The organism is Paenibacillus sp. MER 99-2, from assembly GCF_023714095.1.
GTDB lineage: Bacteria > Bacillota > Bacilli > Paenibacillales > Paenibacillaceae > Paenibacillus.
Genome location: NZ_JAMAUZ010000008.1, coordinates 53,022 through 79,730 on the forward strand (window position 1 = coordinate 53,022; position 26,709 = coordinate 79,730).

General features: G+C 44.1%; 31 protein-coding genes. All 31 read left to right on the plus strand.

Translation table 11 applies throughout. The features are described 5' to 3' along the window. The first annotated feature begins 1 nt into the window (after position 1). Positions 2-454 carry a flagellar export protein FliJ gene (gene fliJ, locus M3636_RS23940; protein WP_128101399.1) on the plus strand — a complete coding sequence of 151 codons (453 nt, stop codon included), beginning with the start codon at positions 2-4 and terminating at the stop codon, positions 452-454. A 45-nt stretch (positions 455-499) separates the two neighbouring features. After that, the gene (locus tag M3636_RS23945) at positions 500-1,438 is read left to right on the plus strand and encodes a MotE family protein (protein ID WP_128101400.1); all 939 of its coding nucleotides are present in this window, start codon (positions 500-502) and stop codon (positions 1,436-1,438) included. 55 nt (positions 1,439-1,493) lie between these two features. Continuing rightward, positions 1,494-2,888, plus strand: coding sequence for a flagellar hook-length control protein FliK (locus M3636_RS23950; protein ID WP_128101401.1), 1,395 nt, complete (start codon positions 1,494-1,496; stop codon positions 2,886-2,888). A gap of 18 nt (positions 2,889-2,906) precedes the next feature. Next, positions 2,907-3,482 carry a flagellar hook capping FlgD N-terminal domain-containing protein gene (locus M3636_RS23955; RefSeq protein ID WP_128101402.1) on the plus strand — a complete coding sequence of 192 codons (576 nt, stop codon included), beginning with the start codon at positions 2,907-2,909 and terminating at the stop codon, positions 3,480-3,482. Beyond that, positions 3,479-3,862: a TIGR02530 family flagellar biosynthesis protein gene (locus tag M3636_RS23960; protein ID WP_128101403.1), complete on the plus strand. Its 384-nt coding sequence runs from the start codon at positions 3,479-3,481 to the stop codon at positions 3,860-3,862. The genes M3636_RS23955 and M3636_RS23960 overlap by 4 nt, the downstream gene beginning before the upstream one ends. An 82-nt stretch (positions 3,863-3,944) precedes the next feature. Then, positions 3,945-4,760: a flagellar basal body rod protein FlgG gene (flgG, locus tag M3636_RS23965; protein ID WP_128101404.1), complete on the plus strand. Its 816-nt coding sequence runs from the start codon at positions 3,945-3,947 to the stop codon at positions 4,758-4,760. A gap of 68 nt (positions 4,761-4,828) precedes the next feature. After that, a complete protein-coding gene (locus M3636_RS23970; protein ID WP_056700597.1) occupies positions 4,829-5,050 on the plus strand; it encodes a flagellar FlbD family protein in 222 nt (73 codons plus the stop codon). Continuing rightward, positions 5,050-5,511, plus strand: a complete 462-nt coding sequence (locus M3636_RS23975) for a flagellar basal body-associated FliL family protein (RefSeq protein WP_128101405.1) — start codon at positions 5,050-5,052, stop codon at positions 5,509-5,511. The genes M3636_RS23970 and M3636_RS23975 overlap by 1 nt, the downstream gene beginning before the upstream one ends. A gap of 41 nt (positions 5,512-5,552) precedes the next feature. Then, on the plus strand, positions 5,553-6,551 hold the full coding sequence (gene fliM / locus M3636_RS23980) for a flagellar motor switch protein FliM (protein ID WP_128101406.1): 999 nt from the start codon (positions 5,553-5,555) through the stop codon (positions 6,549-6,551). Next, positions 6,541-7,863, plus strand: a complete 1,323-nt coding sequence (gene fliY / locus M3636_RS23985) for a flagellar motor switch phosphatase FliY (protein WP_251384261.1) — start codon at positions 6,541-6,543, stop codon at positions 7,861-7,863. Before fliM ends, fliY begins: the two co-directional genes overlap by 11 nt. Positions 7,864-7,891: 28 nt before the next feature. Next, the gene (locus M3636_RS23990) at positions 7,892-8,257 is read left to right on the plus strand and encodes a response regulator (RefSeq protein WP_128101407.1); all 366 of its coding nucleotides are present in this window, start codon (positions 7,892-7,894) and stop codon (positions 8,255-8,257) included. Positions 8,258-8,262: 5 nt separating this feature from the next. After that, positions 8,263-8,799 (plus strand): flagellar biosynthetic protein FliO, encoded by a 537-nt coding sequence (locus M3636_RS23995; protein ID WP_483311541.1) that lies wholly within the window; start codon positions 8,263-8,265, stop codon positions 8,797-8,799. Further along, positions 8,796-9,551, plus strand: coding sequence for a flagellar type III secretion system pore protein FliP (fliP, locus tag M3636_RS24000; RefSeq protein WP_128101408.1), 756 nt, complete (start codon positions 8,796-8,798; stop codon positions 9,549-9,551). The genes M3636_RS23995 and fliP overlap by 4 nt, the downstream gene beginning before the upstream one ends. A 25-nt stretch (positions 9,552-9,576) precedes the next feature. Continuing rightward, a complete protein-coding gene (fliQ, locus tag M3636_RS24005; RefSeq protein ID WP_056700610.1) occupies positions 9,577-9,846 on the plus strand; it encodes a flagellar biosynthesis protein FliQ in 270 nt (89 codons plus the stop codon). 10 nt (positions 9,847-9,856) lie between these two features. Continuing rightward, complete coding sequence (fliR, locus tag M3636_RS24010) at positions 9,857-10,645, plus strand: flagellar biosynthetic protein FliR (protein ID WP_128101409.1); 789 nt, start codon at positions 9,857-9,859, stop codon at positions 10,643-10,645. Between the two features lie 23 nt (positions 10,646-10,668). Then, on the plus strand, positions 10,669-11,751 hold the full coding sequence (gene flhB, locus M3636_RS24015; RefSeq protein WP_251384262.1) for a flagellar biosynthesis protein FlhB: 1,083 nt from the start codon (positions 10,669-10,671) through the stop codon (positions 11,749-11,751). 25 nt (positions 11,752-11,776) lie between these two features. Then, on the plus strand, positions 11,777-13,810 hold the full coding sequence (gene flhA / locus M3636_RS24020; protein WP_128101410.1) for a flagellar biosynthesis protein FlhA: 2,034 nt from the start codon (positions 11,777-11,779) through the stop codon (positions 13,808-13,810). Then, entirely contained in the window at positions 13,807-15,156 is a 1,350-nt protein-coding gene (gene flhF / locus M3636_RS24025; protein ID WP_251384263.1) for a flagellar biosynthesis GTPase FlhF, read from the plus strand. The genes flhA and flhF overlap by 4 nt, the downstream gene beginning before the upstream one ends. Next, positions 15,153-16,040: a MinD/ParA family protein gene (locus M3636_RS24030; RefSeq protein WP_128101412.1), complete on the plus strand. Its 888-nt coding sequence runs from the start codon at positions 15,153-15,155 to the stop codon at positions 16,038-16,040. Before flhF ends, M3636_RS24030 begins: the two co-directional genes overlap by 4 nt. 31 nt (positions 16,041-16,071) lie before the next feature. Then, positions 16,072-17,517, plus strand: a complete 1,446-nt coding sequence (locus tag M3636_RS24035; RefSeq protein ID WP_128101413.1) for a protein-glutamate methylesterase/protein-glutamine glutaminase — start codon at positions 16,072-16,074, stop codon at positions 17,515-17,517. A 33-nt stretch (positions 17,518-17,550) separates the two neighbouring features. Then, a complete protein-coding gene (locus tag M3636_RS24040; RefSeq protein WP_128101414.1) occupies positions 17,551-19,623 on the plus strand; it encodes a chemotaxis protein CheA in 2,073 nt (690 codons plus the stop codon). Between the two features lie 44 nt (positions 19,624-19,667). After that, on the plus strand, positions 19,668-20,129 hold the full coding sequence (locus M3636_RS24045) for a chemotaxis protein CheW (RefSeq protein ID WP_056700626.1): 462 nt from the start codon (positions 19,668-19,670) through the stop codon (positions 20,127-20,129). A 10-nt stretch (positions 20,130-20,139) separates the two neighbouring features. Beyond that, the gene (locus tag M3636_RS24050) at positions 20,140-20,760 is read left to right on the plus strand and encodes a chemotaxis protein CheC (RefSeq protein WP_251384331.1); all 621 of its coding nucleotides are present in this window, start codon (positions 20,140-20,142) and stop codon (positions 20,758-20,760) included. After that, a complete protein-coding gene (locus M3636_RS24055; protein ID WP_128101415.1) occupies positions 20,753-21,250 on the plus strand; it encodes a chemotaxis protein CheD in 498 nt (165 codons plus the stop codon). Before M3636_RS24050 ends, M3636_RS24055 begins: the two co-directional genes overlap by 8 nt. 5 nt (positions 21,251-21,255) lie before the next feature. Continuing rightward, the gene (locus M3636_RS24060) at positions 21,256-21,699 is read left to right on the plus strand and encodes a hypothetical protein (RefSeq protein ID WP_128101416.1); all 444 of its coding nucleotides are present in this window, start codon (positions 21,256-21,258) and stop codon (positions 21,697-21,699) included. Between the two features lie 15 nt (positions 21,700-21,714). Next, on the plus strand, positions 21,715-22,503 hold the full coding sequence (locus tag M3636_RS24065; protein WP_251384264.1) for a FliA/WhiG family RNA polymerase sigma factor: 789 nt from the start codon (positions 21,715-21,717) through the stop codon (positions 22,501-22,503). A gap of 59 nt (positions 22,504-22,562) precedes the next feature. Continuing rightward, positions 22,563-23,972, plus strand: a complete 1,410-nt coding sequence (locus M3636_RS24070) for a flagellar assembly protein A (protein ID WP_251384265.1) — start codon at positions 22,563-22,565, stop codon at positions 23,970-23,972. 51 nt (positions 23,973-24,023) lie between these two features. Further along, positions 24,024-24,338, plus strand: a complete 315-nt coding sequence (locus M3636_RS24075; RefSeq protein ID WP_251384266.1) for a hypothetical protein — start codon at positions 24,024-24,026, stop codon at positions 24,336-24,338. 119 nt (positions 24,339-24,457) lie between these two features. Beyond that, positions 24,458-25,030 carry a hypothetical protein gene (locus M3636_RS24080; protein WP_251384267.1) on the plus strand — a complete coding sequence of 191 codons (573 nt, stop codon included), beginning with the start codon at positions 24,458-24,460 and terminating at the stop codon, positions 25,028-25,030. A gap of 3 nt (positions 25,031-25,033) precedes the next feature. Next, the gene (locus tag M3636_RS24085; RefSeq protein WP_251384268.1) at positions 25,034-25,657 is read left to right on the plus strand and encodes an endolytic transglycosylase MltG; all 624 of its coding nucleotides are present in this window, start codon (positions 25,034-25,036) and stop codon (positions 25,655-25,657) included. 280 nt (positions 25,658-25,937) lie between these two features. Then, complete coding sequence (gene rpsB / locus M3636_RS24090) at positions 25,938-26,636, plus strand: 30S ribosomal protein S2 (protein ID WP_128101420.1); 699 nt, start codon at positions 25,938-25,940, stop codon at positions 26,634-26,636. The last annotated feature ends 73 nt before the right edge of the window (positions 26,637-26,709 follow it).

Genomic DNA, 26,709 nt, shown 5'->3' on the forward strand with positions numbered 1-26,709 from the left:
GATGAAATTTCTATATCATTTCCAGAAGGTTGTTGACCTGAAGAGCAATGAGAAAACACAAGCGGAGTGGATGTTATCCACAGCCATCGGTAAACTTCAGACGGAAGAAGAGCATCTTTTACAACTTTTGAATGATAAAAATGATTTGATCCAAGTGATTCAATCGACAACGGAAAGCACAGCCTCCGTATCTACTCTACAAGAAATGCAACGATATGTTCATCACCTGGATGAATGCATCAGTAGAAAGAATACGGATGTAAAGCATGCTCAGGTCAATGTAGAACGAAATAAAACGTTCCTAAATGGCAAAATGGTGGACGAAAAAGTATGGCTTGAAGCGAGAGACAAGGCCAAGATCAAATTTCAGCAGGAGATGCTCCTCCGTGAACAGAACGATCTGGACGAGATGGCTACTGTACGCTTCGCTGCAAAAGCCGGACGGGCAATGTAATAGAAGTCTGGAAGCGAGGTTGCCCTCGTGAGGGAGGAATAAACGATGGCTGTAAAAGACACAGAGGACATGGAAAAAGAATCAAGCGGTGGCTGGGAAAAGTTTCTAATGATCTCTATTCCAATTGTATTCACTGTTGTACTGCTTGGGGTACTACTTACCCTATTTAATGTAGACATTCGCAATAACTTACTAGATTTAGCTAATAAAATTCCAATCGTCAAGGACTGGGTTCCTGAGCCTGTGTTAGATCCGGAGAAAGAGAAGCTAGAGAAGAGCGAAAAGCAAGTTGAAAGTGCTGAAGCGACGATCGAGAAGCTCAAATCTCAAGTTGCTGCGAAGGAAACGGAGCTTCAAGCAGCTAAGGATGCTACGACTACAGAAACACAGAAAGCTAGCGATTTGCAAAAAAAATTAGATGAAGCTGAGCAGGCTGCTGAAACAGCTGCACAGGCTACTCCAGAGACACCTTCTGATTACCAAAAACAGATCAAAGATTTGGCTAAAATGTATGCAGACATGAGTCCAAGTAAAGCAGCACCGATTTTGCAAAACATGACGAATGAAGAAATGGTTCTTCTGCTGAGTGCGATGCAATCTACATCTCGGACTAGAGTACTTGAGAAGATGGATCCCAAGACAGCTGCAGATGTCACCATGTTGATGAAGGATGCCAAACCATCTGGAGACTTGGCCATCGATGCACTGCAATCTAGATTGAATAAGGAAGCGACAACAACGGCAGCGGCTACGACAACATCGAAGAATTTAGACAAAAACCAACTTAGTCAAACCTTTGCTAGCATGTCAGCTTCAAGTGGTGCAAAACTACTGCTCGAAACATATAAGCTCAGTCCAGACAAAACGTTGACCATTTTGAACTCAGTGGATGATGCCACTCGTTCGCAGTTGCTTGAGAATATGTCTACCGAGAATTCAGTGGAAACGGCCAAAATTTTAAACAGACTGATGGGAAATAAGTAGTCGGAGCATCATCTTTTTAACATGTTTCCGAACATTTGAAAGGAGGTGAGAACATATGTCGATCGTATATCAGATGACTACAGCATCCTCAGCGAAAGCGACTGCAACAAATTCAACGACAGGAACCCAAGCAAAGGGAGCTACTACGGCACCAGGGGGAGAATTTATGCAAACCCTCGCAGCATCCTTGAATGGTGGAACTACAGAAGGAAGCAATGCGGCAGCATCAGGGATGTTAAGTGTTAATCCACTCGTAGTTGCATTAGCATCTAGTGAGGAAGATGAGCAAAGCTCGTTAACGGACATACTGAATTCTTTATTCAGCGACTTGGAACCTTTAGATGAAGCTATTGAGCAAGACCCGTCACTTCTTGCCGAACTACAGATTCTCATTCAGCAGATGTACGCTCAGATCACCGATGGTACAGAGCAAGAGAGTGGGACAACAGATACAGATGTCGCTCCAGAGGCATTGAAAGCTGTACCAGCTATTAACCTGACGGAACATCCGACAGTAGCTCGTTTTGTGTTGCAGGATGCTCTTACACAAATGGCGACAAACCTAGTTAACCCTGATGGTACTCTTAATAAAAACACAAGTGAGTTTAAGAATCTCCTGCAGAATCTACAGAATCATTTACAGAACTCAGGTGTGGATTTAAGCAGTAGTAAGGGCTGGGCAGATCTTAAATCTATTGTGGATACGTTAGTAGCCATAAAGGATCAGAATGTACAAGTCACTCAAGCGAGTACAGGCCAAGCACTGAATAAGCAAGATGCAGTGATCTCTCAGCTCCTTATTGCGTCAGCAGCAGGTAAGGGTACTCAGGCTACGATGGAGACAGGAACGAATTCTTCTGTAACGGCAAGCACAGATGTAGAGTTGGATCATTCCACTGTAATTACAGCTGGTGAGTTATCTATGCGTACTTCGGGTACTTCTGCAGCTAAACCTGCGGAGCCTGTTATGCAAGCTTCACAGTTTGCTAAGGAAATGACGCAGTTCGTTGTGAACAAGTTGGATATCGTTCAGAAGAATGGATTCTCTGAAGCGACGATTTCACTTCGTCCGGAGCATTTAGGTAAGTTGGATGTTCAGATCACGTTACAGAACGGACAATTGGTTGCTCGTTTTATGACAGAACATACCATGGCGAGAGATATGCTTGAACAACAGATGATGCAACTACGTAGTTCACTTCAAGCCCAAGGGATTCAAGTAGAACGACTTGAAGTTACACAGAACAGCTCACTGGGATCTCAAATGTATCAGGATGGTGGACGTCAGCCAGGAAGTAACTCCCAGCAGCAACGTCGTTCGCGTGAACGTGAAGAGCAATCTGATGATGCTATAACAACAGCAGGGATCCAGGAAGAATTGCGTAACTGGCGCAGCGAGCAAGTAGAGGGTCAAGAGCTTAAACGGGATTCATTTACAGCAGAAGCTTAATAGAAATGAGGTGAATATATGGCTAATGAAATCGTTTCAACCAACAATACCTGGCCAAACTACTCGGCAGCGAACAAAGCAACGACAAGTGCTGCTACAAAGGAGTTAGGGAAGGATCAGTTTCTCAAAATTTTGATTACTCAGCTTCAGAACCAAGATCCGATGCAGCCGATGGAGGATAAAGAGTTTATCGCTCAGATGGCGCAGTTCAGTTCGGTCGAACAATTGGTTAACATTTCATCACAACTGAAGACTTTGAACCAATCCCTGGGTGCTGTGTCTGGCATGATTGGTCGAGAGATCAGTTGGCTTTCTTCTAATAAAGCAGATAACGGAACGCTTCGTCAGGGCATTGTAGATTCAATCGTTGTTCGTGATGGTGTACAGTACGCTAAAGTGGGCAATGACGAAATCAAATTGGATGAGATTATTCAGGTAACCAATCCGAAGGAACCGGAATCAAGTGATCTGAATCAGCCGCAGCAAAGTGAACCTCAGGTTCAAAACACTACGGATAACGTAACAGACACAAACGAAAGCCCAGTTAATCCAGAAGCAACCGAGCGGGCGGATGACAGTGAGAACTTGTTATGAGTGATCGCATAACGGTTGGACAGTTATACACAGGGATAAATACACCAAATTTGCTGAGTCGATCCAAGCAAGCGGAATTATCCACAACTCCGGAGCGCCCCTTTGCTCAGGTTTTGGAAGATAATCTTCTAAAGTTAAGCAATCACGCTGCCAAGAGATTGGAACAACGTGGCATTGAACTGAAAAGTGAGCAAATGCAGCAAATTGGTACAGCGCTAGACAAAGCTGCTGCCAAAGGAGCGAAAGAGTCTCTGATTTTAATGCAGGATCTTGCCTTTATCGTGAACGTCAAAAATCGCACCGTCGTAACTGCCATGGATAGTGAAAGTATGAAGAACAACGTATTCACTCAAATTGATAGTGCTGTCATTATTTCTTAACCGGCTGGCCCTTCTCGGGAGCCGGAATGCCGCTGACCGATTGATGCGGTAAACCAAATTATGGCTGGGAGGCTTTTCTAAAATGTTGAAATCAATGTACTCAGGCGTTTCCGGGATGCGGGGTTTTCAAACAAAGCTAGATGTTATCGGTAATAATATTGCGAACGTGAATACGGTTGGTTTTAAAGGTAGCCGCGTCATGTTCAAAGATATTATGAGCCAAACAACAGCTGGGGTAACTGCTCCAGGAGATGCAACTGGTGGTGTGAACGCGAAACAAATCGGACTCGGGGTATCGATTGGTTCAATTGATACGTTGCACTTGGCAGGTAGCCCGATGACAACGAACAATCCTACAGATTTGCGGATTAACGGGGATGGATTCTTCTTGGTACGCCTCAGTGAGGATCAAGAGGTTCCTTATTTGACTCGTGCTGGTGATTTCCACATTGATGCTGCACGTAACCTGTTGACATCTGATGGATTGTTTGTACTGGATAATGGTGGTGCTAACATTACCCTTGGAGATGATGTCGTGTCCTTCACGATTGGTCAAGATGGCACGATCAATCAGACGATGGCTGATGGCACGATTGAGGCTGGTGCACAGCTTGGTATCGGTAAGGTAGTCAATCCAGAAGGCTTGGAGAAAATCGGAGGCAACTTGTACCGTATGACGGCCAATGCGAATCCTGATGGTGCACTTGAGCCCCTGACAGCTAACAGTGCCGAAGATGGAACAGGTGCGATTATCGCTGGTCAGCTTGAAATGTCTAACGTGGACTTGACTGGTGAATTTACAGAGATGATTGTAGCTCAACGTGGATTCCAAGCTAACTCAAGAATCATTACCACATCGGATGAAGTGCTTCAAGAAGTTGTTAACCTGAAACGTTAATAACGGTTTAGTAGTTTTTTAATTGTGTGGGGGAGTATGTTCCCCCACGCTGAATAAGGGGGCTTAGCATGATTTCGGTGACGCGGTTAAATGGTTCTCCCATGTGGTTGAATGCGCTGATGGTGGAAATTGTTGAAGAGACGCCAGATACGTATATAACTCTTGTCACAGGAAAGAGACTCATTGTGCTGGAAAAGGCGGATGAAGTCATTTCCAAAATTAAAGAATACAACCGTGAAATTGGGGTTCAGGCGGCCACCATCAAAGTGCAACAAACGGAGGAATCCTGATGAAAAAGATGATGCCCTGGATTGCAATGAGCCTGCTTGCTATAACACTCATTGCGGTGGTTGTGTTTGTATTTATGCAAACTCAGAACGGGAACAATGCTGATGCACATAAGTCTGCTGCTGTAGTAGAGAAGAAGAAGACTGCAGATGAGATTGTCGAAGTAACATCAGAAATTACAGACATAAAAACGAATCTAGCAGATACCAATCACATTTTACAAGCGAAGTTATCCTTTGAGCTAGCAGATGCTAAATCAAAAGAAGATTTTGAGAAAATCAAAGAAATTACGGTGAAACCGATTATTATTCAGACTCTAGCAGATACACAACCAGAAGAATTAAAAACAGCAAAAGGCCGTTCTGAGTTCAACACAAAGCTTACAGAATTAATTAATAATGCCTTACCAGAACCAAAGCTCAGCAGTACTAGCTTTACTGATTTCTTATTGGTATCTATGTAATATGAACAGAACACGCTGTAAACCTGTAAGGGGGTGAGAACATGGTGGATGTATTATCACAAAATGAGATTGATGCCCTATTAGCAGCACTTTCCTCAGGTGAGATGGATGCTGAGGAATTGAAAAAGGAAGAAACTCAGAAGAAAATTAGATCTTACGATTTTAAGCGGGCAGTGCGCTTTTCAAAGGATCATATTCGAAGTTTGACCCGGATTCACGAAAACTTTGCACGCTTTCTCACCACTTATTTTTCAGCCCAACTGCGGACGTTCGTTCAGATCAATGTCGTTCAGGTTGAACAATTGCCTTATGATGAATTTATCCGTTCGATACCAAAAATGACCATATTAAACATTTTTGAAGCCGAGCCTTTGCAGGGTCGAATGGTCATGGAGGTACATCCTAACGTTGGTTATGCAATGCTGGATCGGTTGCTTGGTGGAACGGGCAGTGCACCAGCCAAAATAGCCTCAATGACTGAAATTGAGACAACCATTATGGAGCGGATTTTTAGCCGGGCGTTTGAAAGCTTGCAGGAAGCATGGAAAACGGTGCTGGATATCTCACCCAAATTGGAAGCGTTGGAGACTAATCCACAATTCATGCAAATTGTATCACCCAATGAAACGATTGCGCTGATCTCACTGAGCACTAAAATCGGTGACACAACAGGCATGATCAATTTGTGTATCCCGCATGTCGTTCTTGAACCCATTATGTCACGTCTGTCTACGCACCAATGGTTTGTTTCTGAGAAAAAGACCAGAGCCCCAGAGGAATATGAAGCTCTTAGGGAACGTGTCAATAAGGCTAAATTGCCAGTGGTTGCCGAACTCGGAGAGTCCAAAATTTCCATTTCAGAGTTTTTGGGTCTGTCGGTTGGTGACGTGATTACGTTAAACAAACCGGTTGAGGAAGGCTTATCCATTAAAGTTGGCGACAGGCTGAAGTATATGGGTAGTCCGGGAACGATTAAAGATCGTGTGGCTATACAAATAGACGAGATTGTCACCGAAGGAGTTGAAGAATTTGACGAGTAAGGATTATTTATCCCAGGACGAGATCGATGCTTTGCTCAGGCAATCTGAATCGATCAACAGCTCTGAACCAGCGGAGAAGACGGTTGACGATTTCTTAACCGAGCTGGAGCAAGATGCTCTGGGCGAAATTGGTAATATTACATTTGGTAGTGCAGCAACCGCTTTGTCCACCTTATTAGGACTCAAAGTGGATATTACAACACCTAAGGTTTCGGCAATTAGCCGATCACAGTTTGAAGATGCGTTCCCTAAACCTCATGTTGCCGTCCATGTGAATTATGTCGATGGATTTGAAGGAATCAACTCGCTCGTCATCAAAAAACGCGATGCTCAAGTGATTGCTGACTTGATGCTTGGGGGCGAGGGCAATCCTGCGGATGAGGAATTGAATGAAATCCACATCAGTGCTGTGCAGGAAGCCATGAATCAGATGATGGGCTCTTCTGCTACATCCATGTCTACGATATTTAATCGTTTCGTAAATATCTCTCCTCCAGGGATTGATATTCTCAACATGGAAAGTGGTGAAGGGGTAAGCAACCTTCCGGAAGACGAAACACTTATTCAAGTATCCTTCCGGTTGTTGATCGGTGATCTGATTGATTCCAATCTGATGCAATTGCTTCCCGTTCATTTCGCGAAGCACATGGTTGAATTGCTGATTGGAGGCGCACAGGAGTCTACAGCGAATACACCTGCTCCAGCGGCACCAGAGCCTGTACAGACGCCAGAACCTCAGGCAGCGGCACCGGCACCGGTAGCTCCATCACAACCTCCAGCACAGCAGCAGATGCCACCACAGCAGGCGGCGCAGCCGCCAGTGCAGGATTATAACAGTTATGGACAAGCACCAATGGGGATGCCGCAAGGGATGCCTCAGGGAATGCCGCCACAGCAACCGTATGGAATGCCACCACAGCAACCATATGCTATGCCACCACAGCCGCATTATGGTGAACCACAGCATTACGGCGGTGTGCCGAATAGGAATGTAAACGTACAGCCTGTACAGTTTGCTAATTTGCAAAATGGCGCTTACAGTCAGGTCGATGAAAACAATTTGAATTTATTGATGGACATTCCCCTTAAAGTCACCGTAGAATTAGGAAGGACCCAAAAGCAAATTAAGGATATATTGGAACTATCACAAGGTTCAATTGTCGAGCTCGATAAACTAGCCGGCGAACCTGTCGATATTTTGGTTAATAACAAGCTGATCGCCAAGGGAGAAGTTGTCGTTATCGACGAAAACTTTGGTGTTCGTGTTATAGATATCGTAAGCCAATGGGACCGAATTCAGAAATTACAATAAGCACAATTTAGGGAGGACTTGAATCAAGATGGCAAACCGAATTTTAGTCGTGGACGACGCTGCATTTATGAGAATGATGATCCGGGACATTTTGTCCAAAAACGGATATGAGGTCGTTGGCGAGGCTCAGGATGGAGCACAAGCAATTGAGAAATTTAAGGAACTTCGTCCTGATCTGATCACGATGGATATTACCATGCCTGAGATGGATGGAATCGCGGCTCTGAAAGAAATCAAAAAAATTGATGGCAATGCCAAAGTGATTATGTGCTCTGCAATGGGGCAACAAGCAATGGTAATCGATGCAATTCAAGCGGGAGCCAAAGATTTCATCGTTAAGCCATTCCAGTCCGACCGCGTTATCGAAGCGATCAGCAAAACACTGGGCGTGTAAGAGATATGATGATGGCTCAGGATGAAATTCCATTAGCGGGTACCAATTATTATTTGCAGCTTGTTTGGGTGATTGTTGTCCTGGCCGTCATCCTAGCCCTTATCGTCTACTTGATTCGTTTTCTCAACAAACGAAATCAGCAGTGGTTTCGTAACGGTACAGTCCGGATTTTAGGCGGAGTTGGGCTTGGGCCTAACAAATCACTACAGATTATTGAAATTGGCGGTAACGTTTATCTGCTTGGTGTAGGTGAGAATATCCAACTTGTAGATAAAATTTCTGATCTGGATGAGGCACAGCGAATCATCGATTCGTTTGAACGAGAAGCTTCTTCATCAAACGGAAGCCTCTCGCCTCTCATCAACAAGCTCGCTACTCGTTTCCGCAAAGAAGAACCACCGCGGGAAATGGAGCTAGAGGATACAACCTCTTTTCACGAATTGTTTGAATCCAAACTTCGGCAGATGCCTAACCGAAAAGAGAAGATGGAGAAGCTCCTGAAAGAAGAAGACAATACTACAGATCGGTCGAGGGATTCATGAAGAAAAAGATTTGGCTAGCATGTTGTTTGATGGGGCTGATCAGCCTGGCGTCCGTAACAGTCGCCTTTGCCGAACCGATACCGAATATTGATATTCAAATCGGAAATGGGGATGGAGGAGCACCAAGCACAAGCTCATTATCGCTCATCCTATTAATTACGGTACTGAGTATCGCACCGGCATTACTGGTACTCATGACCAGTTTTACCCGAATTGTTATCGTTCTCGGTTTTGTGCGAACTTCCTTGGGGACACAGCAAATGCCACCCAATCAGGTGCTTGTCGGGTTAGCGCTCTTCTTGACATTATTCATCATGTCACCGACATTGTCTTCGATTAATCAGGTAGCACTTCAGCCCTATATTCAAGGAGAAATTACGCAAACCGAGGCATTGGAAAAGGCAGCAGATCCTATAAAGAAATTTATGTTCTCCCACACTAGGGAGAAGGACCTATTGCTTTTTATGAAATACAATCAAACCGAACAGCCTAGTTCGTATCAAGATATACCGCTCACTGTTATGGTGCCGGCATATGCAATCAGTGAATTAAAGACAGCGTTCCAGATGGGATTTATGATTTTTATTCCATTTCTGGTCATAGACATCGTCGTAGCAAGCACACTGATGGCAATGGGGATGATGATGCTTCCGCCGGTTATGATCTCATTACCTTTCAAAATACTATTATTTGTCCTTGTGGATGGATGGTATCTGGTAGTGAAGTCACTGTTGCTGAGTTTTAATACTTGAGCCGGAATAGTAAAGGAGGACGGTCATGACTTCGGAGTTTATTATCGGTCTGGCCGGGAAAGCAGTTTATACAGCACTGTTGGCCAGCGCACCCATGCTTATACTTGCTCTGGTTGTAGGACTTATGATCAGTATATTTCAAGCGACAACGCAGATCCAGGAACAGACTCTGGCTTTTGTGCCAAAAATTGTTGCCGTATTACTGGCAGTACTATTGTTTGGGCCATGGATATTGAATATATTGGTCGATTTCACGTACAACATACTCGATAATTTATACAGATATATAGGTTAGGCTTTTGCAGATGGAGACATTGTTGCAAAGTTTTCCTGTCGCTCTGCTTATGTTTTGTCGAATTGCATCATTTTTTGTAACAGCACCCGTCTTTTCAGCTCGAAATGTGCCTAATACGTTTAAAATTGGAATTTCAGCATTTGTCACGTTAACCGTGTACTTGGTGTATGGCATTAATCAAGAGGTTCCTACAGATCTAAGCTACATTTTGCTGATCATTAGGGAAATTCTGATTGGCCTGCTGCTGGGTTTCGTAGCGTATCTTATTATGACTGCTGTTCAGACCGCAGGAGCGTTTATCGATTTTCAGATTGGTTTTGCCATGGCGAACGTCTATGATCCAATGACTGGTGCTTCAGCACCACTTACAGGTAACTTCAAGTACGCTTTTGCCATGCTACTATTTTTGACGATGAATGGTCATCATTACTTGCTAGACGCTATCGTATACAGTTATCGATGGATACCGCTATCCAATGCATTTTTTATTCGTTTGGCAGATGGAAGTATAGCAGAATTTTTAGTACGAACGTTAGGTGAGACATTTATGCTTGCTTTTCAGATGTCTGCACCGATTGTCGTTGCTCTATTCTTGACAGACGTAGGATTAGGGTTTCTAGCCAAAACGGCTCCTCAATTCAACGTATTTGCTGTTGGTATGCCGCTTAAGGTACTTGTCGGGATTGCTATTTTGCTTTTACTGGTTCCGAGTTTTTCCTTTGTATTTAGTCAATTGTTCGAAGTAATGTTCAGATCCATGGAAAAATTGCTTGGGACCATTGGACAAAGGCCGGGCTGAGTGAAATGGAGGACAAGACCCAAATGAAATATCAACTCGACCTCCAATTGTTTGCAGGAGAAAAGACCGAAAAGGCGACACCGAATAAGAGGCAGGAAACGCGCAAAAAGGGACAGGTCGTCAAAAGTATGGAGATCTCCGGTGCTTCGATTCTCCTGTTCACCTTTTTGATCTTTATGTTTTTTAGTGACTTTTATAAGGAACGAATGGTTCGGCTTTTCACGGATATTTTTATCAACCGGCTAAGCATGCAGATCACTGGTGAGAATGTAATGGCACTCATGATGCGTTATGGCATCGAAGTTATGCTGTTACTTGCTCCTGTGTTGCTGGGAGTTGCTCTTATCGCTCTGATTGTAAACTATATGCAAGTTGGGTTTTTACTTGTAGGAGAAGGGCTTAAGCCAAAGCTAGAAAAGCTTGATCCCATCAAAGGATTCAAAAATATTTTTTCATTGCGTTCAGTAGTAGAATTCGCCAAATCCGTATTAAAGATGTCGATTATTGGTTATCTCGTGTACAGCACAATTATCAGTTACCAATCAGACATTGCTTCACTCTCACATTTTTCGGTGGATGCTATTTTACATTTTGCAGCTTCCATTACATTAAGTTTAGGCGTCAAAATTGCAGTAGCTCTTATGATTCTTGCGATTTTCGACTACATGTATCAGAAATATGATTATGAGAAAAACATTCGGATGTCTAAACAAGACATCAAGGATGAGTACAAAAAAATGGAAGGTGACCCACTGATCAAGGGTAAAATTCGAGAGCGCCAGCGTCGTATGGCTATGCAGCGCATGATGCAGGAAGTTCCGAATGCTGACGTAATCATCACAAACCCAACCCACTTTGCGGTAGCGCTGAAGTATGAAGGGTCAGAGATGGAGGCACCTCAGATCATTGCCAAAGGTCAAGACTATGTCGCCTTGCGTATAAGAGAAATAGCTAAAGAAAACGGCGTCATTACGATGGAAAACAAGCCGCTGGCACGGGCGTTGTTCCAGAGAGCTGAGATTGGAGACGCCATACCTGCTGATTTGTTTCAAGCGGTAGCCGAAGTGCTGGCTTATGTATATAAATTAAAGGGCAGAACGAAATAAAAGGGGATCGGAGGCCGTACATTCATTGAAGACTAAAGATATTGCTGTCCTTGCGGGTATTATCGGCATCGTATTGATGATGATTCTCCCGATCCCAACCTGGTTGTTGGACATGCTACTCGTTATCAACATTTCAATTGCGCTCATGATTTTGCTCGTTGCTATGAACAGCAAAGAAGCACTCCAATTTTCAATCTTCCCGGCGATGTTGTTGATTACAACTTTGTTCCGACTAGCGTTGAACATTTCAACAACCAAATTGATCCTTGGTGAAGGGGATGCCGGATCGGTCGTAGCGACTTTCGGTAGTTGGATTGCGGGTGGACAGATTGCGATAGGGTTTATCGTGTTCCTGATTCTCGTTGTTGTTCAGTTTATCGTTATCACGAAGGGGTCTGAGCGTGTAGCTGAGGTTGCAGCTCGTTTTACTCTCGATGCGATGCCTGGTAAACAAATGAGTATTGATGCGGATTTGAATGCAGGTCTGATCAACGAGCAGCAAGCCCGTGAACGTCGTACTAAGATTGAGCGAGAAGCAGACTTTTACGGAGCGATGGATGGAGCAAGTAAATTCGTTAAAGGGGATGCGATTGCGAGTATCATTATCCTCATTATCAATCTCATTGGCGGATTTATTATCGGAATGACAGTACACGGAATGGCTTTTGCAGATGCGCTTTCTACTTACTCGGTGTTGACCATCGGGGATGGTCTGGTAAGTCAGATTCCTGCGCTTCTGATCTCAACGGCTGCCGGTCTGATTGTTACACGAGCGTCATCAGAAGGAAATCTTGCAGATGATATTACGGGGCAATTATTTACATACCCGACGCTCATTTATATTGTAGCTTTTGTCATTGCTATGCTGGGGTTCTTCACACCAATTCATGTTATTACTACGCTACCTTTAGCCGCTTTACTTGCTTTTACCGCCTGGAGGATGCAGAATACGCTGAAATCCAAACAAGTGGCTGAAGAGCAGTTGGAGGAGGAGCAACAGATCGAAGAAGTTCGAAGCCCTGAAAGTGTGATTAACCTTCTTCAAGTGGATCCGATCGAGTTCGAATTTGGATATGGATTGATCCCTCTTGCTGATAACCAGCAAGGTGGTGACTTGTTGGATCGAATTATTATGATTCGTAGACAGTGTGCGCTTGAACTGGGTCTAGTAGTTCCTGTCATTCGTATTCGAGACAACATTCAATTAAGACCTAATGAATATGTAATCAAAATCAAAGGTAATGTTGTTGGTGGTGGAGAACTGCTTCTGAATCATTACTTGGCGATGAGTCCAGGGTATGAAGAAGAATCGGTAACCGGTATTGAGACGACAGAGCCTGCCTTTGGACTTCCAGCTTTGTGGATTGACGAGCTGACCAAAGATAGAGCAGAACTTGCTGGTTATACCGTTGTAGATCCGCCTTCGGTTGTAGCAACGCATCTAACTGAATTGATTAAGAAACACGCACATGAATTACTTGGAAGACAAGAAACAAAAGCGCTTGTGGATAACCTCAGAGAAAATTATGCCGCTCTTGTGGATGAATTGATTCCTTCTGTTCTAGCGATTGGTGATGTTCAAAAGGTACTAGCCAAACTATTGCGTGAGAAAATATCCATACGAGACATGGTTACCATCTTTGAGACACTAGCTGACTATGGTACGTATACCAAAGATCCAGACGTGCTAACCGAGTATGTAAGACAATCGCTCTCACGTCAGATTACGCAGCAGTTCTCACAGAAAGGTGAGACACTTAGAGTAATCACGGTTGGTCCTGGCTTAGAGAAAAAAATTGCTGAGTCTGTACAACAGTCAGAGCAAGGTAGCTATCTTGCATTAGATCCAGTGTCTACACAGAGTGTCTATCAAAAGTTGACAGAACAGGTGAATCGATTGATTCAATCTGGTCAGCAACCAGTTGTATTAACATCTCCAACCATTCGGATGTACTTGCGCCAAGTCATTGAGCGTACTATGCAGGACATACCAGTGCTTTCCTATAGCGAGTTGGAACCGAATGTTGAAATCCAAAGTGTCGGGGTGGTGAACTTATGAGAGTAAAACAATACGTTGTTGAGACCATGCCCGAAGCGATGCTTCAAATTCGTAAAGACTTGGGAAGTGATGCCGTTATCTTGTCTACCAAAGAGATCAAGGTAGGCGGGGTCCTCGGTATGTTCCGTAAAAAGAGGATTGAAGTTGTAGCTGCAGTTGATAAGGCAGAGAAAAAAGAAACGAAGAAGCAAGCTCAACCTCAGTTTGCACCTGTACCGCGTGCTTTTGTTCCTGAAGCCTACCGTCAAACAGCCCGTACATTTGATAAGGCTTCAGATTCGCCAGTTGCTAAATCAACCGATCATTCGTTAACTGAAGAACGTGCGGATGCTAATCCTGTGTTTGAATCGAGTCAGCTGGATTCAAACACAGATAAGAGCAAATCTGATTTGAACCTCGATTATAAACCGCGACCGGAAGGGGCGGATTTTTCGGGTTCAAGCTCTCCCTCTATACAGAAGAGCAATACCTTAGATCAGCAACAACTAATGTCTGAACTGCAAGATCTGAAACAGATGATGTCCAAGATATCCAGATTAGGAGTCGCGGAAGAGAATCTACCAGAACAACTGCGCCTCGTAAGAGATCGTCTGAACGAGCAAGAAGTTTGGCCAAATGTATCGGAATCTTGGTTTGAAGCTGTTCAGCGGAAAATCACTGAGGACGAGTTAAAGGAAGAAAACAGTTATGAGGCCATGGAACAAGTGATAACGCAGTTCTTGAAAGATCGTATCGCTGAAGGTATTCTTTCTACCACTCGAATCGTGTATGTAGCTGGACCAACGGGGGTTGGTAAAACAACCACCATTGCCAAGCTGGCTGCTGAGCAGATGTTCAAGAACCATCGTAAAGTTGGATTCATCACTTCCGACACTTACCGGATCTCGGCAGTAGAGCAGCTTAGAACGTATGCTTCTATCTTAAATGTTCCACTTGAAGTGGTGCAGTCTCCGGGTGATACTCAGCGAGCTATATCTCGGCTACAGGAATGTGATCTGATCTTTATGGACACTGCCGGAAGAAACTATAGAAATGAGTTACTAGTTTCCGAGTTACAAAGCCTATTGGCTCCCGTTGAGAACAGTGAAACCTTTTTGGTTATGAGTATGACATCCAAAAGTACAGATATGGTTCAGATCACAGAACACTTTAGTAAGTATGGTCTGGACAAAGTGATTTTCACGAAGATGGACGAAACAGGCAGTTGTGGATCCATGTTCAACCTGTTATATCAGTTTCCACTCAAACTCGCATATGTCACGAATGGACAAAATGTTCCTGATGATCTGCTGAAGCCTGAGGCGAGCACTCTCACAAAACAATTGTTGGGAGAGCGTGCACAATGAAAGACCAGGCAGCCTCACTCAGAAGCATGGTTCCTTCCCGAGATGGTATAAACGGAGTCGATTGGGCGAAACGTTCCTCCAAAATCATTACCATTGCCAGTGGAAAAGGTGGAGTTGGAAAATCAAATTTTACTTTGAATTTTGCTCTGGCCTTGCAATCCTTAGGAAGGAAAGTACTCGTTTTTGATGCAGATATAGGGATGGCTAATATTGATGTATTGATGGGAACTTCTTCTCCTTATAATTTGTATCATTTGCTGTATCGGCAGAAGTCCATTCAGGAAATTATCCAGCTTGGTGCAGGTGGCCTGCCTTATATCGCAGGTGGTTCGGGAATGAAAGAGTTGTTTTCATTGTCAGACCGAGATCTTGAATTTTTTGCACAACAAGTAGAAGAGATTGCCCAGGAAATGGATTACGTAATCTTTGATACCGGAGCAGGTCTCTCAAGAGAGAATATGAAATTTATTGGTGCTGCTGATGAATGCTTAATCGTAACCACACCTGAACCGACCTCAATAACCGATGCTTATGCTTTAGTCAAAGTTATGCATGGCCAGGAAAATGCTACACCATTTCGAATGATCGTTAACCGGGTGGAAGACGAACAAGAGGCGCAGCGAGTGGCAGAGAAAATAGCTGGAGTAGCAAAGCGTTTTTTGCAGACGGATATCCCACTTCTAGGGTACATCTCAGAAGATATCCAGGTGGTAAAGGCTGTAAAGAGGCAGGTGCCTTTTAGCCTAGCATTCCCAAATACCAAGGCAACAAGAGACATAACGCGACTTGCTCTTCGTTATTTGGCTGTACCTGCTACAACCGGATCCGAAACCTTGACAGGAATCAGGGGATTTATGAGAAAGTGGCTTAAGAAGACAACATGATTCTTGAAAAAAGGAAACAGGGGTGAACAACATGGCGGTGTATCAAGTATTGGTTGTCGATGATTCCGCTTTTATGCGTAAGATTGTTTCAGATTTAATTGAAGCGGATTCGGAATTCAAGGTGGCGGCAACAGCAGCAAATGGAAAAGAAGCTATTCAAAAAGCATTGGATGTAAAGCCCGATATTATAACTATGGATGTCGAGATGCCCGAGATGAATGGCCTTGACGCATTGCAAGGTATCATGAAGCAGTCGTATGTTCCAGTTATTATGTTATCGGGTATTAATGAACAAGGCATGAAAGAGACCATTATGGCTCTGGAGGCTGGGGCATTTGATTTCATTCGTAAGCCATCCATATCACATGATCAAGACATTGCCCAGGTAGGGAAAGCATTGGTTGAGCGTATGAGAGCGGCTATGAATGAAGTTGAACGAAAAGCGAACCGAGAGGCGTCCCTGCAGAAAAAAGAGGAGGCTCAGGGTAACCTGATGAATCAATCTCAGCGAATACAGCGGGATGTAGCTGCTGTGCCATCGCGTAGGGAGCTTGACCAGAAAAAGATAGAGCCTGCAAAACTTGAAAAACGAGCGAGCAGTGAACAAACTCCCTCTGTTCAGTCCAAAGTTGTACCTAAGAACACACCGCCGCTGTTGAATCAAAAGCCAGCACGTGTGGATCAAAAGACAGAGGTTTCAAAAAGTTCTGATCGCAAGCTTGAACCTAAAGAAATTAAAGAGTTGAGACCAAGCAAGCCCGCAGCTCCGCCCAAGGAAATCCGATCCGCACGTATTCAACGTGTGGCTGCCGACCAGGTAGCCGCTACGTCTGCCTCCGGGAATACTCCTGAGAGCAGAGTAGCCCCTACGCAACGAGGTGTGTCGTCCCTGGAGGTTGGATTCAATAAGCTTGTAGCGATTGGGTGCTCAACAGGTGGACCAAGGGCTCTTAAAACGTTGCTAGAGCAGTTGCCTGCTGATCTGCCGGCTCCTGTGGTCATTGTGCAGCACATGCCGCCCAATTTCACCAGATCACTTGCCCAGCGATTAAATACGTTCAGCCCACTTCATGTGGTAGAAGCCGAAGAAGGAATGATTCTGAAAAAAGGAACAGCCTATATTGCTCCTGGCGGATATCATATCAAAGTAAACAGAACGTCGGATGGCAAGTTCATTCTGAAGCTTACAGAGGAACATCCGGTTAATGGCCATAGACCATCAGTCGATACGATGTTTGAATCTCTTTTGCCACACACATCGCTGCAGCGTCATTTGGTCTTATTGACTGGGATGGGAAGTGACGGAGCTCGCATGATGAAGAAATTATACGAATCAGGTGTCACTTCAACGTTTGCCGAGAATGAAGAAACATGTGTTGTATATGGAATGCCGCGTTCTGCTGTAGAGCTGCAATGCGTGCGGCATCTCCTGCCATTGCAGGAGATTGCGCCAAAACTTGTTCAAGCTGTGAAATAAATGGAGTGAAACTCATGGAGGAGGTGCCTCACAATGGACATGAACCAATATTTATCCATGTTTATTGATGAGTCTAATGATCATCTGCAGTCGCTTAATGAAAACATGCTACAACTCGAAGGTAACCCGGAGGATTTAGGAATCGTTCAGGTTATATTCCGCTCAGCTCATACCCTTAAGGGTATGGCTGCAACAATGGGATTTGAAGATTTGGCATCACTGACACACAAGATGGAGAATGTGTTAGATATGGTGCGTAATGAGAAGCTGAAAATGCAAGATTTCATCTTTGACACCCTATTTAAAAGTTTGGATGCGCTCGAAACAATGGTTCAGGATATTACAAATGGCGGAGAAGGTAAAGCGGATGTTTCCTCAATCGTTACTTCACTTCAAGCGATTGAAAGTGGCGAATGGACTGGAGGCGACGCTCCGGCGGCAGCTGCGGATAAAACGACGGCTCCAGAAACCTTAACTGCAGTGCAACTGGACGAGTTCCAATATTCGGTACTAGATCAATCCATTGCAGAAGGACACCGCGTATTCTACATTGAAGTACTGGTAAGTGAGCACAGCCAGTTAAAAGGCGTACGTGCTTACATGGTATTTGATCTGCTAGAACGCTCCGGTGAGGTTGTAAAAGCATTCCCATCCGTTCAGGATATTGAACAAGAGAAGTTTGAGCGCAATTTCTCGTTATATTACATAACAACCAAAGAAGCGCAGGAACTTGAACAAGGAATTTTAAGTATTTCCGAAATTGAAAGTGCAAAAGTGATTCAGCTGGATCAAGAAACGCTGCAGCAGATGACGAACCAGGCAGCCGTTGCTGCCGAAGCTGAAGTCGTTGCTGTAAACGATGCAATTGCGGCATCTCAAGCCAAAGAAGCTCCTCCTAAAGCAGAAGTGAAGCCTGCCGAAACTAAAGCAGCGGCACCTAAGCAAGCGGCAGCTCCTTCACGTACGATTCGTGTAGATATTGAACGACTTGATGTACTCATGAATCTGTTCAGTGAGTTGTTGATCGATCGGTCACGACTAGAACAACTAGCTAGCGAGACGGGGAATAATGATCTGTCGGATACGGTAGCTCACTTGAGCAGAGTCAGCACAGATTTGCAAAATATTGTCCTGAAGCTGCGGATGGTTCCTGTAGACACCGTGTTCAACCGTTTCCCTCGTATGATTCGCGATTTAGCAAAAACACTAGACAAGAAAATTGATCTAGTGATTACTGGAGCCGAAACAGAATTGGATCGTACCGTTATTGATGAGATTGGCGATCCGTTGGTTCACTTGCTGCGTAATGCGGTTGACCATGGTGTTGAGTCGATTTCAGAGCGTGTAGCGGCAGGCAAACCAGAGATGGGAACCGTTAACCTGCGTGCATTCCATAGTGGTAACCATGTCTTCATTGAGATTGAAGATGATGGTAAGGGGATCTATCGTGAGAAGTTGTTGAAAACAGCAATTTCCAGAGGTGTTGTTACAGAGGAGCAAGGTGCGAAAATGAGTGACGATGAAGTTAATCAATTGTTATTTGCACCGGGTTTCAGTACAGCTGATGTGATCTCCGATATTTCCGGACGTGGAGTTGGTTTGGATGTTGTTAAATCAAAAATCACTTCACTTGGCGGTAATGTAACCATTCACTCTACACCGGGAAAAGGAACGAACTTCTCAGTTCAACTTCCATTGACCCTGTCCATTATTGCAGCCATGCTTGTACGAGTGGGTTCAGAGAAATATGCCATTCCACTGTCTTCAATTGTAGAGACAGCGATTGTGCAGCGTGAGCAAGTTCGCAATATCCATGGTAATAAAATGATTACGTTCCGCGAGTCATTGATTCCATATCTCTCATTAAATGAAGTGTTCTCTGTACCAGACTTCAATGATGCAGATGAGAAAGAAACGGAAATTGTTGTTATCCGCAAAGGAGATCGACTTGCAGCCGTATCTGTAGAGGAATTCATTGGACAAAGCGAGATTGTCCTCAAATCGATGGGAACTTATCTCCCTGCGATTGAAGGCATTTCAGGAGCAACGATTCTTGGAGATGGACAAGTAGCTCTGATCGTTGATCCTAACGCATTCATCAAATAAACCAATTACGTTTAAGCTCTACATTTAATAGGGAGGTTTTTTACATGGAAGAAGAGTTGAAAGTTATCGTCTTTAAATTAGGCTCTGAGGAGTACGGCATTGAAGTTGAGAGAGTTCAAACGATTGAACGCATGATGCCAATCACGCGTGTCCCTAAAACATTCTCTTTTGTAAAAGGGGTTATCAATCTACGCGGGGTTGTTATTCCTGTCATTGATTTGCGTGGTCGCTTCTCATTGCCGGAAACTGAATATACCGATCAAACACGTATTGTCATTGTAGGTGTAGGCGATATGCAAGTAGGCTTTATCGTTGACGCTGCCAACGATGTCATTGATATCAAAAGCAGTTCAATTGATAGCCCACCTGAAGTGGTTGGTGGCGTTAAAGCTAGATATCTCCGTGGTGTGGCGAAGCTTGAGAATGAACGTTTGCTAATCATGCTTAACCTGCACGAAGTCTTAAATAAAAGCGAAGTCGTTCAGCTGGAAAGTGTTGAGGGATAACTCCGTGGAAATGTTCAACCGATTTGAGGGATTCCAGATGGATGTGCTCAAAGAGGTCGGTAACATAGGAGCAGGCAACGCCGCAACGGCGTTGTCCCAGCTCCTTAATAGACCGATTGACATGGGCGTTCCAACGGTACAAATGCTTCCCTTTGAAGAAGTTTCCGAAAAAGTGGGCGGGGATGAACGAATCGTCGTTACTGTTTTCTTACGTGTCGAAGGGGAAGCACCAGGTAATCTGTTTTTTATGATGACACCTGAAGCGGCTAAGATGTTGCTTAATCGTCTTGCTGGTTTTGACTTGAGGGAAGGGTTTGACTTCACGGATATGGAACAATCTGCTCTGTCTGAGATTGGAAACATACTGGCTGGGTCTTATCTATCTTCACTTGCAGATTTTACGAAACTGTCCATGTATCCAACGGTTCCAGGACTTGCCATTGATATGGCAGGTGCTATTCTGAGTTATGGTTTACTGCAATTTGGTGAAATGGGCGATGCTGCATTGCTAATTGACACTTCGTTCTTTGAAGGACAAGATGAAGTGGAAGGTCAGTTCTTCCTCATTCCCGATCCGACATCATTTGCTAAGATATTCGAATCATTAGGGGTGCCGCTAGATCATGATTGAAGATAAAAGCGTCGTTAAAGTCGGTATGGCGGATTTGAATATTGCTCATCTTCCTGGCATAATCCGTACGACTGGCCTTGGTTCATGTGTGGGCTTAACAATGTATGACCCACAATTGAAGCTGGCTGGAATGGCGCATGTCATGCTCCCTACTTCAGATATTGCCCGCGAGGGGAATTTGAATAGAGCCAAATATGCGGATACGGCATTGCCCGAGTTATTGGAGAAGATGGTTAAGCTCGGCGCTTCTCAGTCACGAATTGTGTCCAAAATGGCAGGAGGGTCACAGATGTTTGCTTTTTCGGGAGCTGGTGACACGATGCGGATTGGACCGCGAAATGCTGATTCTTGTCGGGAATGGTTACAGAAGCTCGGTATTCCTCTACTGGCTGAAGATACGGGCGGCAACTATGGACGAACTATTGAAATGGACTGTGAGACTGGACTTTTGACTATTAGAAGTGTACAAATGGGTGTAAAGGAACTATAACCAATATGATAGGAAACTACCGCATTAATCTTGGAGCAGGCATAGTCGGATTTATTCTGACTTTTTTTGTAGCTTACAGCAGCAATGTGTTGATGACCAGTTTAATTCGCGGGTTAATCGGATTTGTAGCCTGGTTTGCCCTTGCTTACGCTCTACGCTGGGGATTGGGATTGCTGCTGACTCCATCCTTAGATAGCAAGGGATTCGATTACGATCCCCTAAACGGTCAAGAATTAAGAGGTTCACAGGTGGACATTAAACTCGAAGATGATGGTCAAGAGCTCAACGATTTGCTCAAAAATGGACAGAACGCCTCCTCCGAGGAAGATCTTCCGCCATCTGAGACGAAAGCTCCAACGGGATTTGCCCCATTGGATCCGCCTAAACTCGTTCGGACCAAAGAGCCGGAAGAATTGGCGCAGGCCGTTCGTCACCTGACAGACAAATAAGGAGGGTGAAATCAATTGAACGAGCGTAAAGCTTCACATTTGAACCATGCAGATCTGTGGGAAAAGTGGAAGGAACATGGAGATCTTGAAGCTAAGAAAAACTTAATCGAGAAATATCTTCATATTGTCAATTATGTATCTGGACGACTGGCAGTCGGTTTGCCCAAAAACGTTCCGAAAGATGATTTGGAGAGCAATGGTGTTATGGGTTTAATTGATGCGTTGGAAAAGTTCGATTATGAACGAGGGCTCCAGTTTGAAACATATGCTTCTTGGCGTGTTCGGGGTGCGATACTCGACGGATTAAGACAAGGGGACTGGGTTCCACGTTCCGTGAGAGAGAAAGCTAAGCGCATTGAAGACGCATATCAGCAACTGGAACAATCGTATCTAAGATCTGTAAGTGATGAAGAAATGAGTGCTTACCTAGATGTGTCAACAAAGGATTTCCAGCACATGCTTCAGGAGGTGGCCGTGATGTCACTTTGCTCACTTGAAGACCCTATTCGAGAAGAAGAATCCGAGACACGTCTCTCTTTAATGATTGACGAAAAGGCGAAAAATCCTGATTATAAGGTCAATGAGTTTTATTTAAAAGAAGCCTTGGTACAGGGTCTTGAGAAGCTGACTGTAAAAGAGCGGACGGTCGTTTCTCTTTTGTATTATGAAGACCTGTCTCTTAGCGAGATTGCAGAGGTTATGTCCTTGTCTCCATCACGAATTTCTCAGCTTCACTCCAAGGCGATATTAAGACTTAGAGGAACGCTGGATAAACAGAAGGATCTATTACTACGTAAAGACTAATAGAGAGAGTTATGGCTGGATTATAGGGAGTGGAAAGTCTAAAAGGAGGAAGAACTGCATTGACACAGCGGATTGCTTTGGAACAATGCTTGAGCATTATTTTATCGGAAGATAAAAGCATGGCCTACCTTGAAATTTCCAAAATGGAAGAGGGCTTTACCTGCACTTTAGATGAACTCGAGCAATATATTGATAGTAAAGGGATCAAGTATGGTATTTTACGAGATGCCTTGCTTTCATTCGCAAGTCATCCTGAAACCTATCTCAATAGTCAGTGTAAGATTGCCGAGGGCATTGCTGCTGTAGCAGGAGAAGATGGATACATCAAGGTACTCGTAGGCATGGATGATTCCAATGAGCGTCGACCACAGGAATCGGAAGATGGTACGGTGGATTACAAAGAAGTGACACGCCTTAATAATGTTCGAGCAGGTCAGATTATTGCAGAACGAATTCCTCCTATGGATGGCATAGTAGGTAGGGCAGTAACGGATGTTGAAATCCCTTTTCGCCCAGGTAAGGAAGCACGTTTTAAAGTCGGGAAAAATGTAGTTGTTAACCCAGATGGAACCGCAATGTATGCCGCACTGGATGGGTTGGTTACCAAAACAGAAGGCAATAAACTAAATGTATTTCCTGTATATGAGATCAATGGTGATGTGGATTATAACGTCGGAAACATTGATTTTGTCGGTACAGTAGTTATACGCGGGAATGTTCTGACAGGCTTTAAAGTAAAAGCCGCAGGTGATATCCGAGTTGTTGGTGGTGTCGAAGGCGCTGAGTTAGAAGCAGGCGGTTCGGTTGAAATCACGGGTGGAATTATCGGATATAACAAAGGGCTTGTACATGCTGAACATAACGTTAAATGTAGCTTTATTCAAGAAGGCAATGTTGATGCTGGTGAAGACGTCCTCGTTTCACAAAGTATTATGCATTCTAATATTCGTGCAGGCAGAGAAGTAATCTGTGCTGGGACAAAAGGACTTATTGTTGGTGGTTCTATTCAAGCTGGTGAAAAAGTATCAGCACGTATTGTGGGTAATGGTATGTCTACCGTAACTTCCATTGAAGTTGGTGTTCTGCCTAGACTGCGTAATGAATTGAACGATCTTCGTAAAGTCATTCGAGAACAGATGGATTCATTGGATAAAACCAAAAAAGCTCTGACTCTATTGGATCAGCTGGCAGCAGCAGGACAATTAAGTCCTGATAAAATGTCCATGCGAATTAAACTGACAGCCACACAGAAATCAGCCATGCGTCTTAATGATGAAACAAAGACACGAATCTTTGAAATCGAAAAGGCACTTGAGGATACGAGTAGGGCTCGTGTAGATATTCTCAAGATGATTTATGGTGGCTCTAAAATAGTTATCGGCAGATACACCAAATTTATTAAAGATCCGGTGAGTAGAATTTCATTTTATTATCATGATGGTGATATTTCGATGGTTCCTTACGTGTAAGTACAGCATTCAAGCAGATCAAGAATCCATTCGAAACCGTGAGGTGAGCGTATGAGTTTCAAAGCGGTTGAGTTGCAGATTGCCGTACCAAGAACGAGTGAGGCCGGTCGTTATCAAAATGAAACTCAGCAGCGGCCGGTCATTGACCAGAGCTTACTCGCAGAGCAAACAGCCAAGGAAGCTGAGGCGGCCAGACATCGAAGTGAAGCGATGGATGAAACAGCTAATGCTGCATTACGTGATGATCATAGTAATGATGCTGAGCAGAAAAATGGCTCACCGGCAGCAGAATCCTCTGAGGCTCAAGAGAACATTAAACCGGCTGAACACCCATACAAAGGAAAACATATTGATTTTTCCTTATAAACGTAGTTTAGAAGAGAGAGTTTCATAAGATTACTCTTAAAAGAAATAAAGTTTGAATAGAAACTTGCATGGAAGAAGTCTTGCGCATCGACTGCTGCATCAAAAGGAGAGAACCGAATTTGTCACCATGGATTATTATTGTCATATTAGGTGCCTGTGCGATTGCATATGCATTGATTATGCCTAAGAAAGATAAGTCACAGGAGCACGGGAATCAACTGGTGCAGGAGATGGAATCCACGCTTGAACACTATATGACTGAGATGGAAAGCGATAATGACGCCCTCATTCAGCGTGTTGCTGAAATGAAGGGGGAGGCTACAGCTGCCGATCAGCGTATGCAGTTGCAACTGGAAGAGATGCAAAAACGTCTTGAGCTATTAGAGCAGAGCAAGGCGGTTGAACCCAATTCAGTTGCCCATCTGTCTACCATAAACAGTACTAATGGACTTCAGGCTCAAGGGCTATTAGAGAGCGTAAAAATGGAGGCAGCTGAGTCAGTTGCTGAAGTGGAAAACCAGCCGTCTGACGAAGTAACGCCAACTGTTGGCGAGTCGATCAAAGATCGATATGCAGAACTCTTTAGTTTATATGCAGAGGGTAAGTCAATTGACGCAATTACGAAGCAAACAGGTATACAGCGTGGGGAAGTTCAATTAATACTTCAACTCGCAGAACGGGAGGAGAGCTAAAGGATGGACAAGCGCTCCTTATGGATCGGACTTGGAAGTGGCATGATCGTTGGAGCTATTCTGCTGCAGCTGGCTACAGTAGGACAGAATGCCTTATCAGATAGCGCTTTGGTTACTGATCAAGTCGTTACAGATCTAACGAAAGAACAATTGGAAGAGGCTGCGAAGAATTTGGACATGAGACTCGTGGATCTGGATGAAGAGTTACTTACCGAAACAGAATGGGTGCAGAAGAAAAAGCAGGAGAGCAGTGAGCTACAAGGAACTACAGCAGAACCTCCTAAGGATACGGAGACAGCAGTGACACCAAGTACACCTACGAACCCTGAAAAGCCTACATCTTCTGACAAAGAGACACAAGTTAATCAGCCCAAATCAACGGACCCCTCAACTCCAGTTACGCCTAAAGGTGCTACCGTATCGTTCAAAGTCCGTTCAGGAAATAGTCTGGCTATGGTAGCAGAGAATTTGGAGAAATCGGGCATTGTGGACGATGCGGAAGCGTTCATCCGGGCAGGCCGTGCAGAACGAATCAACACCAAAATACAAGTAGGCACATATGCGCTGGAAAAAGGCGAAAGCTTTAAATCCATTATCGCCAAAATTACCAAAGAACCGTCACGCTGAGAGCTTCAGGCAGGACGGTTCTTTATAATTTGACTGAGATTCATTGTTCCTATGTCTGTTTGCATCCAGGCTTGGTATAGTTCAGAATAATATGCTGAAAATATCGTATTTTGTTTGAAAAATAGTTGCAACGATTAGGCGTTTGTGCTATATTAGATAACGGTGTTAAAACACACGCATGTGCTAATTTCGTTAAGGGTGCTTTCCTTGCTGGAGAGTCTTGGCGAAAAATGATGCCGGCGGAGGACACAATAAAAACCATACTAGGAGGTGTGTGAAGATGGCAGTAATCTCCATGAAGCAGCTTCTCGAAGCTGGGGTACACTTCGGTCACCAAACACGTCGTTGGAACCCAAAAATGGATCGTTATATCTTCACTGAAAGAAACGGAATTTATATCATTGACTTGCAAAAGACAGTGAAAAAAGTCGAAGAGGCTTACAACTTCGTTAAAGGAATCGCAGGCGAGAATGGTACTATTCTTTTCGTTGGTACTAAGAAACAAGCTCAAGATTCCGTTAAAGAAGAAGCTGAACGCGCTGGTCAGTTCTACATTAACCAACGTTGGTTGGGTGGTACCCTGACTAACTTCTCAACTATTCAAAAACGTATTGATCGTTTGAAACAGTTGGAAGCTTGGGAAGAAGACGGTACTTTCGGTGTATTGCCTAAAAAAGAAGTTATCTTGCTTCGCAAAGAAAAAGATCGTCTTGAGAAATTCTTGGGCGGTATTAAAAATATGAAAGGCCTGCCAAGCGCCCTGTTCATCATCGATCCACGCAAAGAGCGTATCGCTGTTGCTGAAGCTCGCAAATTGGGTATCCCAATCGTTGGTATCGTTGATACTAACTGCGATCCAGACGAGATCGATTATGTTATCCCGGGTAATGACGACGCGATCCGCGCTGTTAAATTGCTGACAGGTAAAATGGCTGACGCTGTTATCGAAGCTAACCAAGGCGAAGAAACTTCCGCTTAATAGTTTCGAACATAATTCATGAATTAAATGAAAAGGGTGGTTGGTAGGTGGATAACCTCTCACTGCCCTTTTT

Bases quoted from the DNA above. Each gene is read 5' to 3' on its own strand.
- fliR (WP_128101409.1), top strand. From the start codon at position 9,857: ATGGAGACATTGTTGCAAAGTTTTCCTGTCGCTCTGCTTATGTTTTGT.
- fliJ (WP_128101399.1), top strand. From the start codon at position 2: ATGAAATTTCTATATCATTTCCAGAAGGTTGTTGACCTGAAGAGCAAT.
- flgG (WP_128101404.1), top strand. From the start codon at position 3,945: ATGTTGAAATCAATGTACTCAGGCGTTTCCGGGATGCGGGGTTTTCAA.
- M3636_RS23955 (WP_128101402.1), top strand. From the start codon at position 2,907: ATGGCTAATGAAATCGTTTCAACCAACAATACCTGGCCAAACTACTCG.
- rpsB (WP_128101420.1), top strand. From the start codon at position 25,938: ATGGCAGTAATCTCCATGAAGCAGCTTCTCGAAGCTGGGGTACACTTC.
- M3636_RS24055 (WP_128101415.1), top strand. From the start codon at position 20,753: ATGATTGAAGATAAAAGCGTCGTTAAAGTCGGTATGGCGGATTTGAAT.
- fliM (WP_128101406.1), top strand. From the start codon at position 5,553: ATGGTGGATGTATTATCACAAAATGAGATTGATGCCCTATTAGCAGCA.
- M3636_RS23970 (WP_056700597.1), top strand. From the start codon at position 4,829: ATGATTTCGGTGACGCGGTTAAATGGTTCTCCCATGTGGTTGAATGCG.
- fliP (WP_128101408.1), top strand. From the start codon at position 8,796: ATGAAGAAAAAGATTTGGCTAGCATGTTGTTTGATGGGGCTGATCAGC.
- M3636_RS24035 (WP_128101413.1), top strand. From the start codon at position 16,072: ATGGCGGTGTATCAAGTATTGGTTGTCGATGATTCCGCTTTTATGCGT.
- fliQ (WP_056700610.1), top strand. From the start codon at position 9,577: ATGACTTCGGAGTTTATTATCGGTCTGGCCGGGAAAGCAGTTTATACA.
- M3636_RS24060 (WP_128101416.1), top strand. From the start codon at position 21,256: ATGATAGGAAACTACCGCATTAATCTTGGAGCAGGCATAGTCGGATTT.
- M3636_RS23995 (WP_483311541.1), top strand. From the start codon at position 8,263: ATGATGATGGCTCAGGATGAAATTCCATTAGCGGGTACCAATTATTAT.
- M3636_RS24075 (WP_251384266.1), top strand. From the start codon at position 24,024: ATGAGTTTCAAAGCGGTTGAGTTGCAGATTGCCGTACCAAGAACGAGT.
- M3636_RS24030 (WP_128101412.1), top strand. From the start codon at position 15,153: ATGAAAGACCAGGCAGCCTCACTCAGAAGCATGGTTCCTTCCCGAGAT.
- M3636_RS23950 (WP_128101401.1), top strand. From the start codon at position 1,494: ATGTCGATCGTATATCAGATGACTACAGCATCCTCAGCGAAAGCGACT.
- M3636_RS23945 (WP_128101400.1), top strand. From the start codon at position 500: ATGGCTGTAAAAGACACAGAGGACATGGAAAAAGAATCAAGCGGTGGC.
- M3636_RS24040 (WP_128101414.1), top strand. From the start codon at position 17,551: ATGGACATGAACCAATATTTATCCATGTTTATTGATGAGTCTAATGAT.
- flhF (WP_251384263.1), top strand. From the start codon at position 13,807: ATGAGAGTAAAACAATACGTTGTTGAGACCATGCCCGAAGCGATGCTT.
- M3636_RS24085 (WP_251384268.1), top strand. From the start codon at position 25,034: ATGGACAAGCGCTCCTTATGGATCGGACTTGGAAGTGGCATGATCGTT.
- M3636_RS24050 (WP_251384331.1), top strand. From the start codon at position 20,140: ATGTTCAACCGATTTGAGGGATTCCAGATGGATGTGCTCAAAGAGGTC.
- M3636_RS23960 (WP_128101403.1), top strand. From the start codon at position 3,479: ATGAGTGATCGCATAACGGTTGGACAGTTATACACAGGGATAAATACA.
- flhB (WP_251384262.1), top strand. From the start codon at position 10,669: ATGAAATATCAACTCGACCTCCAATTGTTTGCAGGAGAAAAGACCGAA.
- M3636_RS23975 (WP_128101405.1), top strand. From the start codon at position 5,050: ATGAAAAAGATGATGCCCTGGATTGCAATGAGCCTGCTTGCTATAACA.
- M3636_RS23990 (WP_128101407.1), top strand. From the start codon at position 7,892: ATGGCAAACCGAATTTTAGTCGTGGACGACGCTGCATTTATGAGAATG.
- M3636_RS24045 (WP_056700626.1), top strand. From the start codon at position 19,668: ATGGAAGAAGAGTTGAAAGTTATCGTCTTTAAATTAGGCTCTGAGGAG.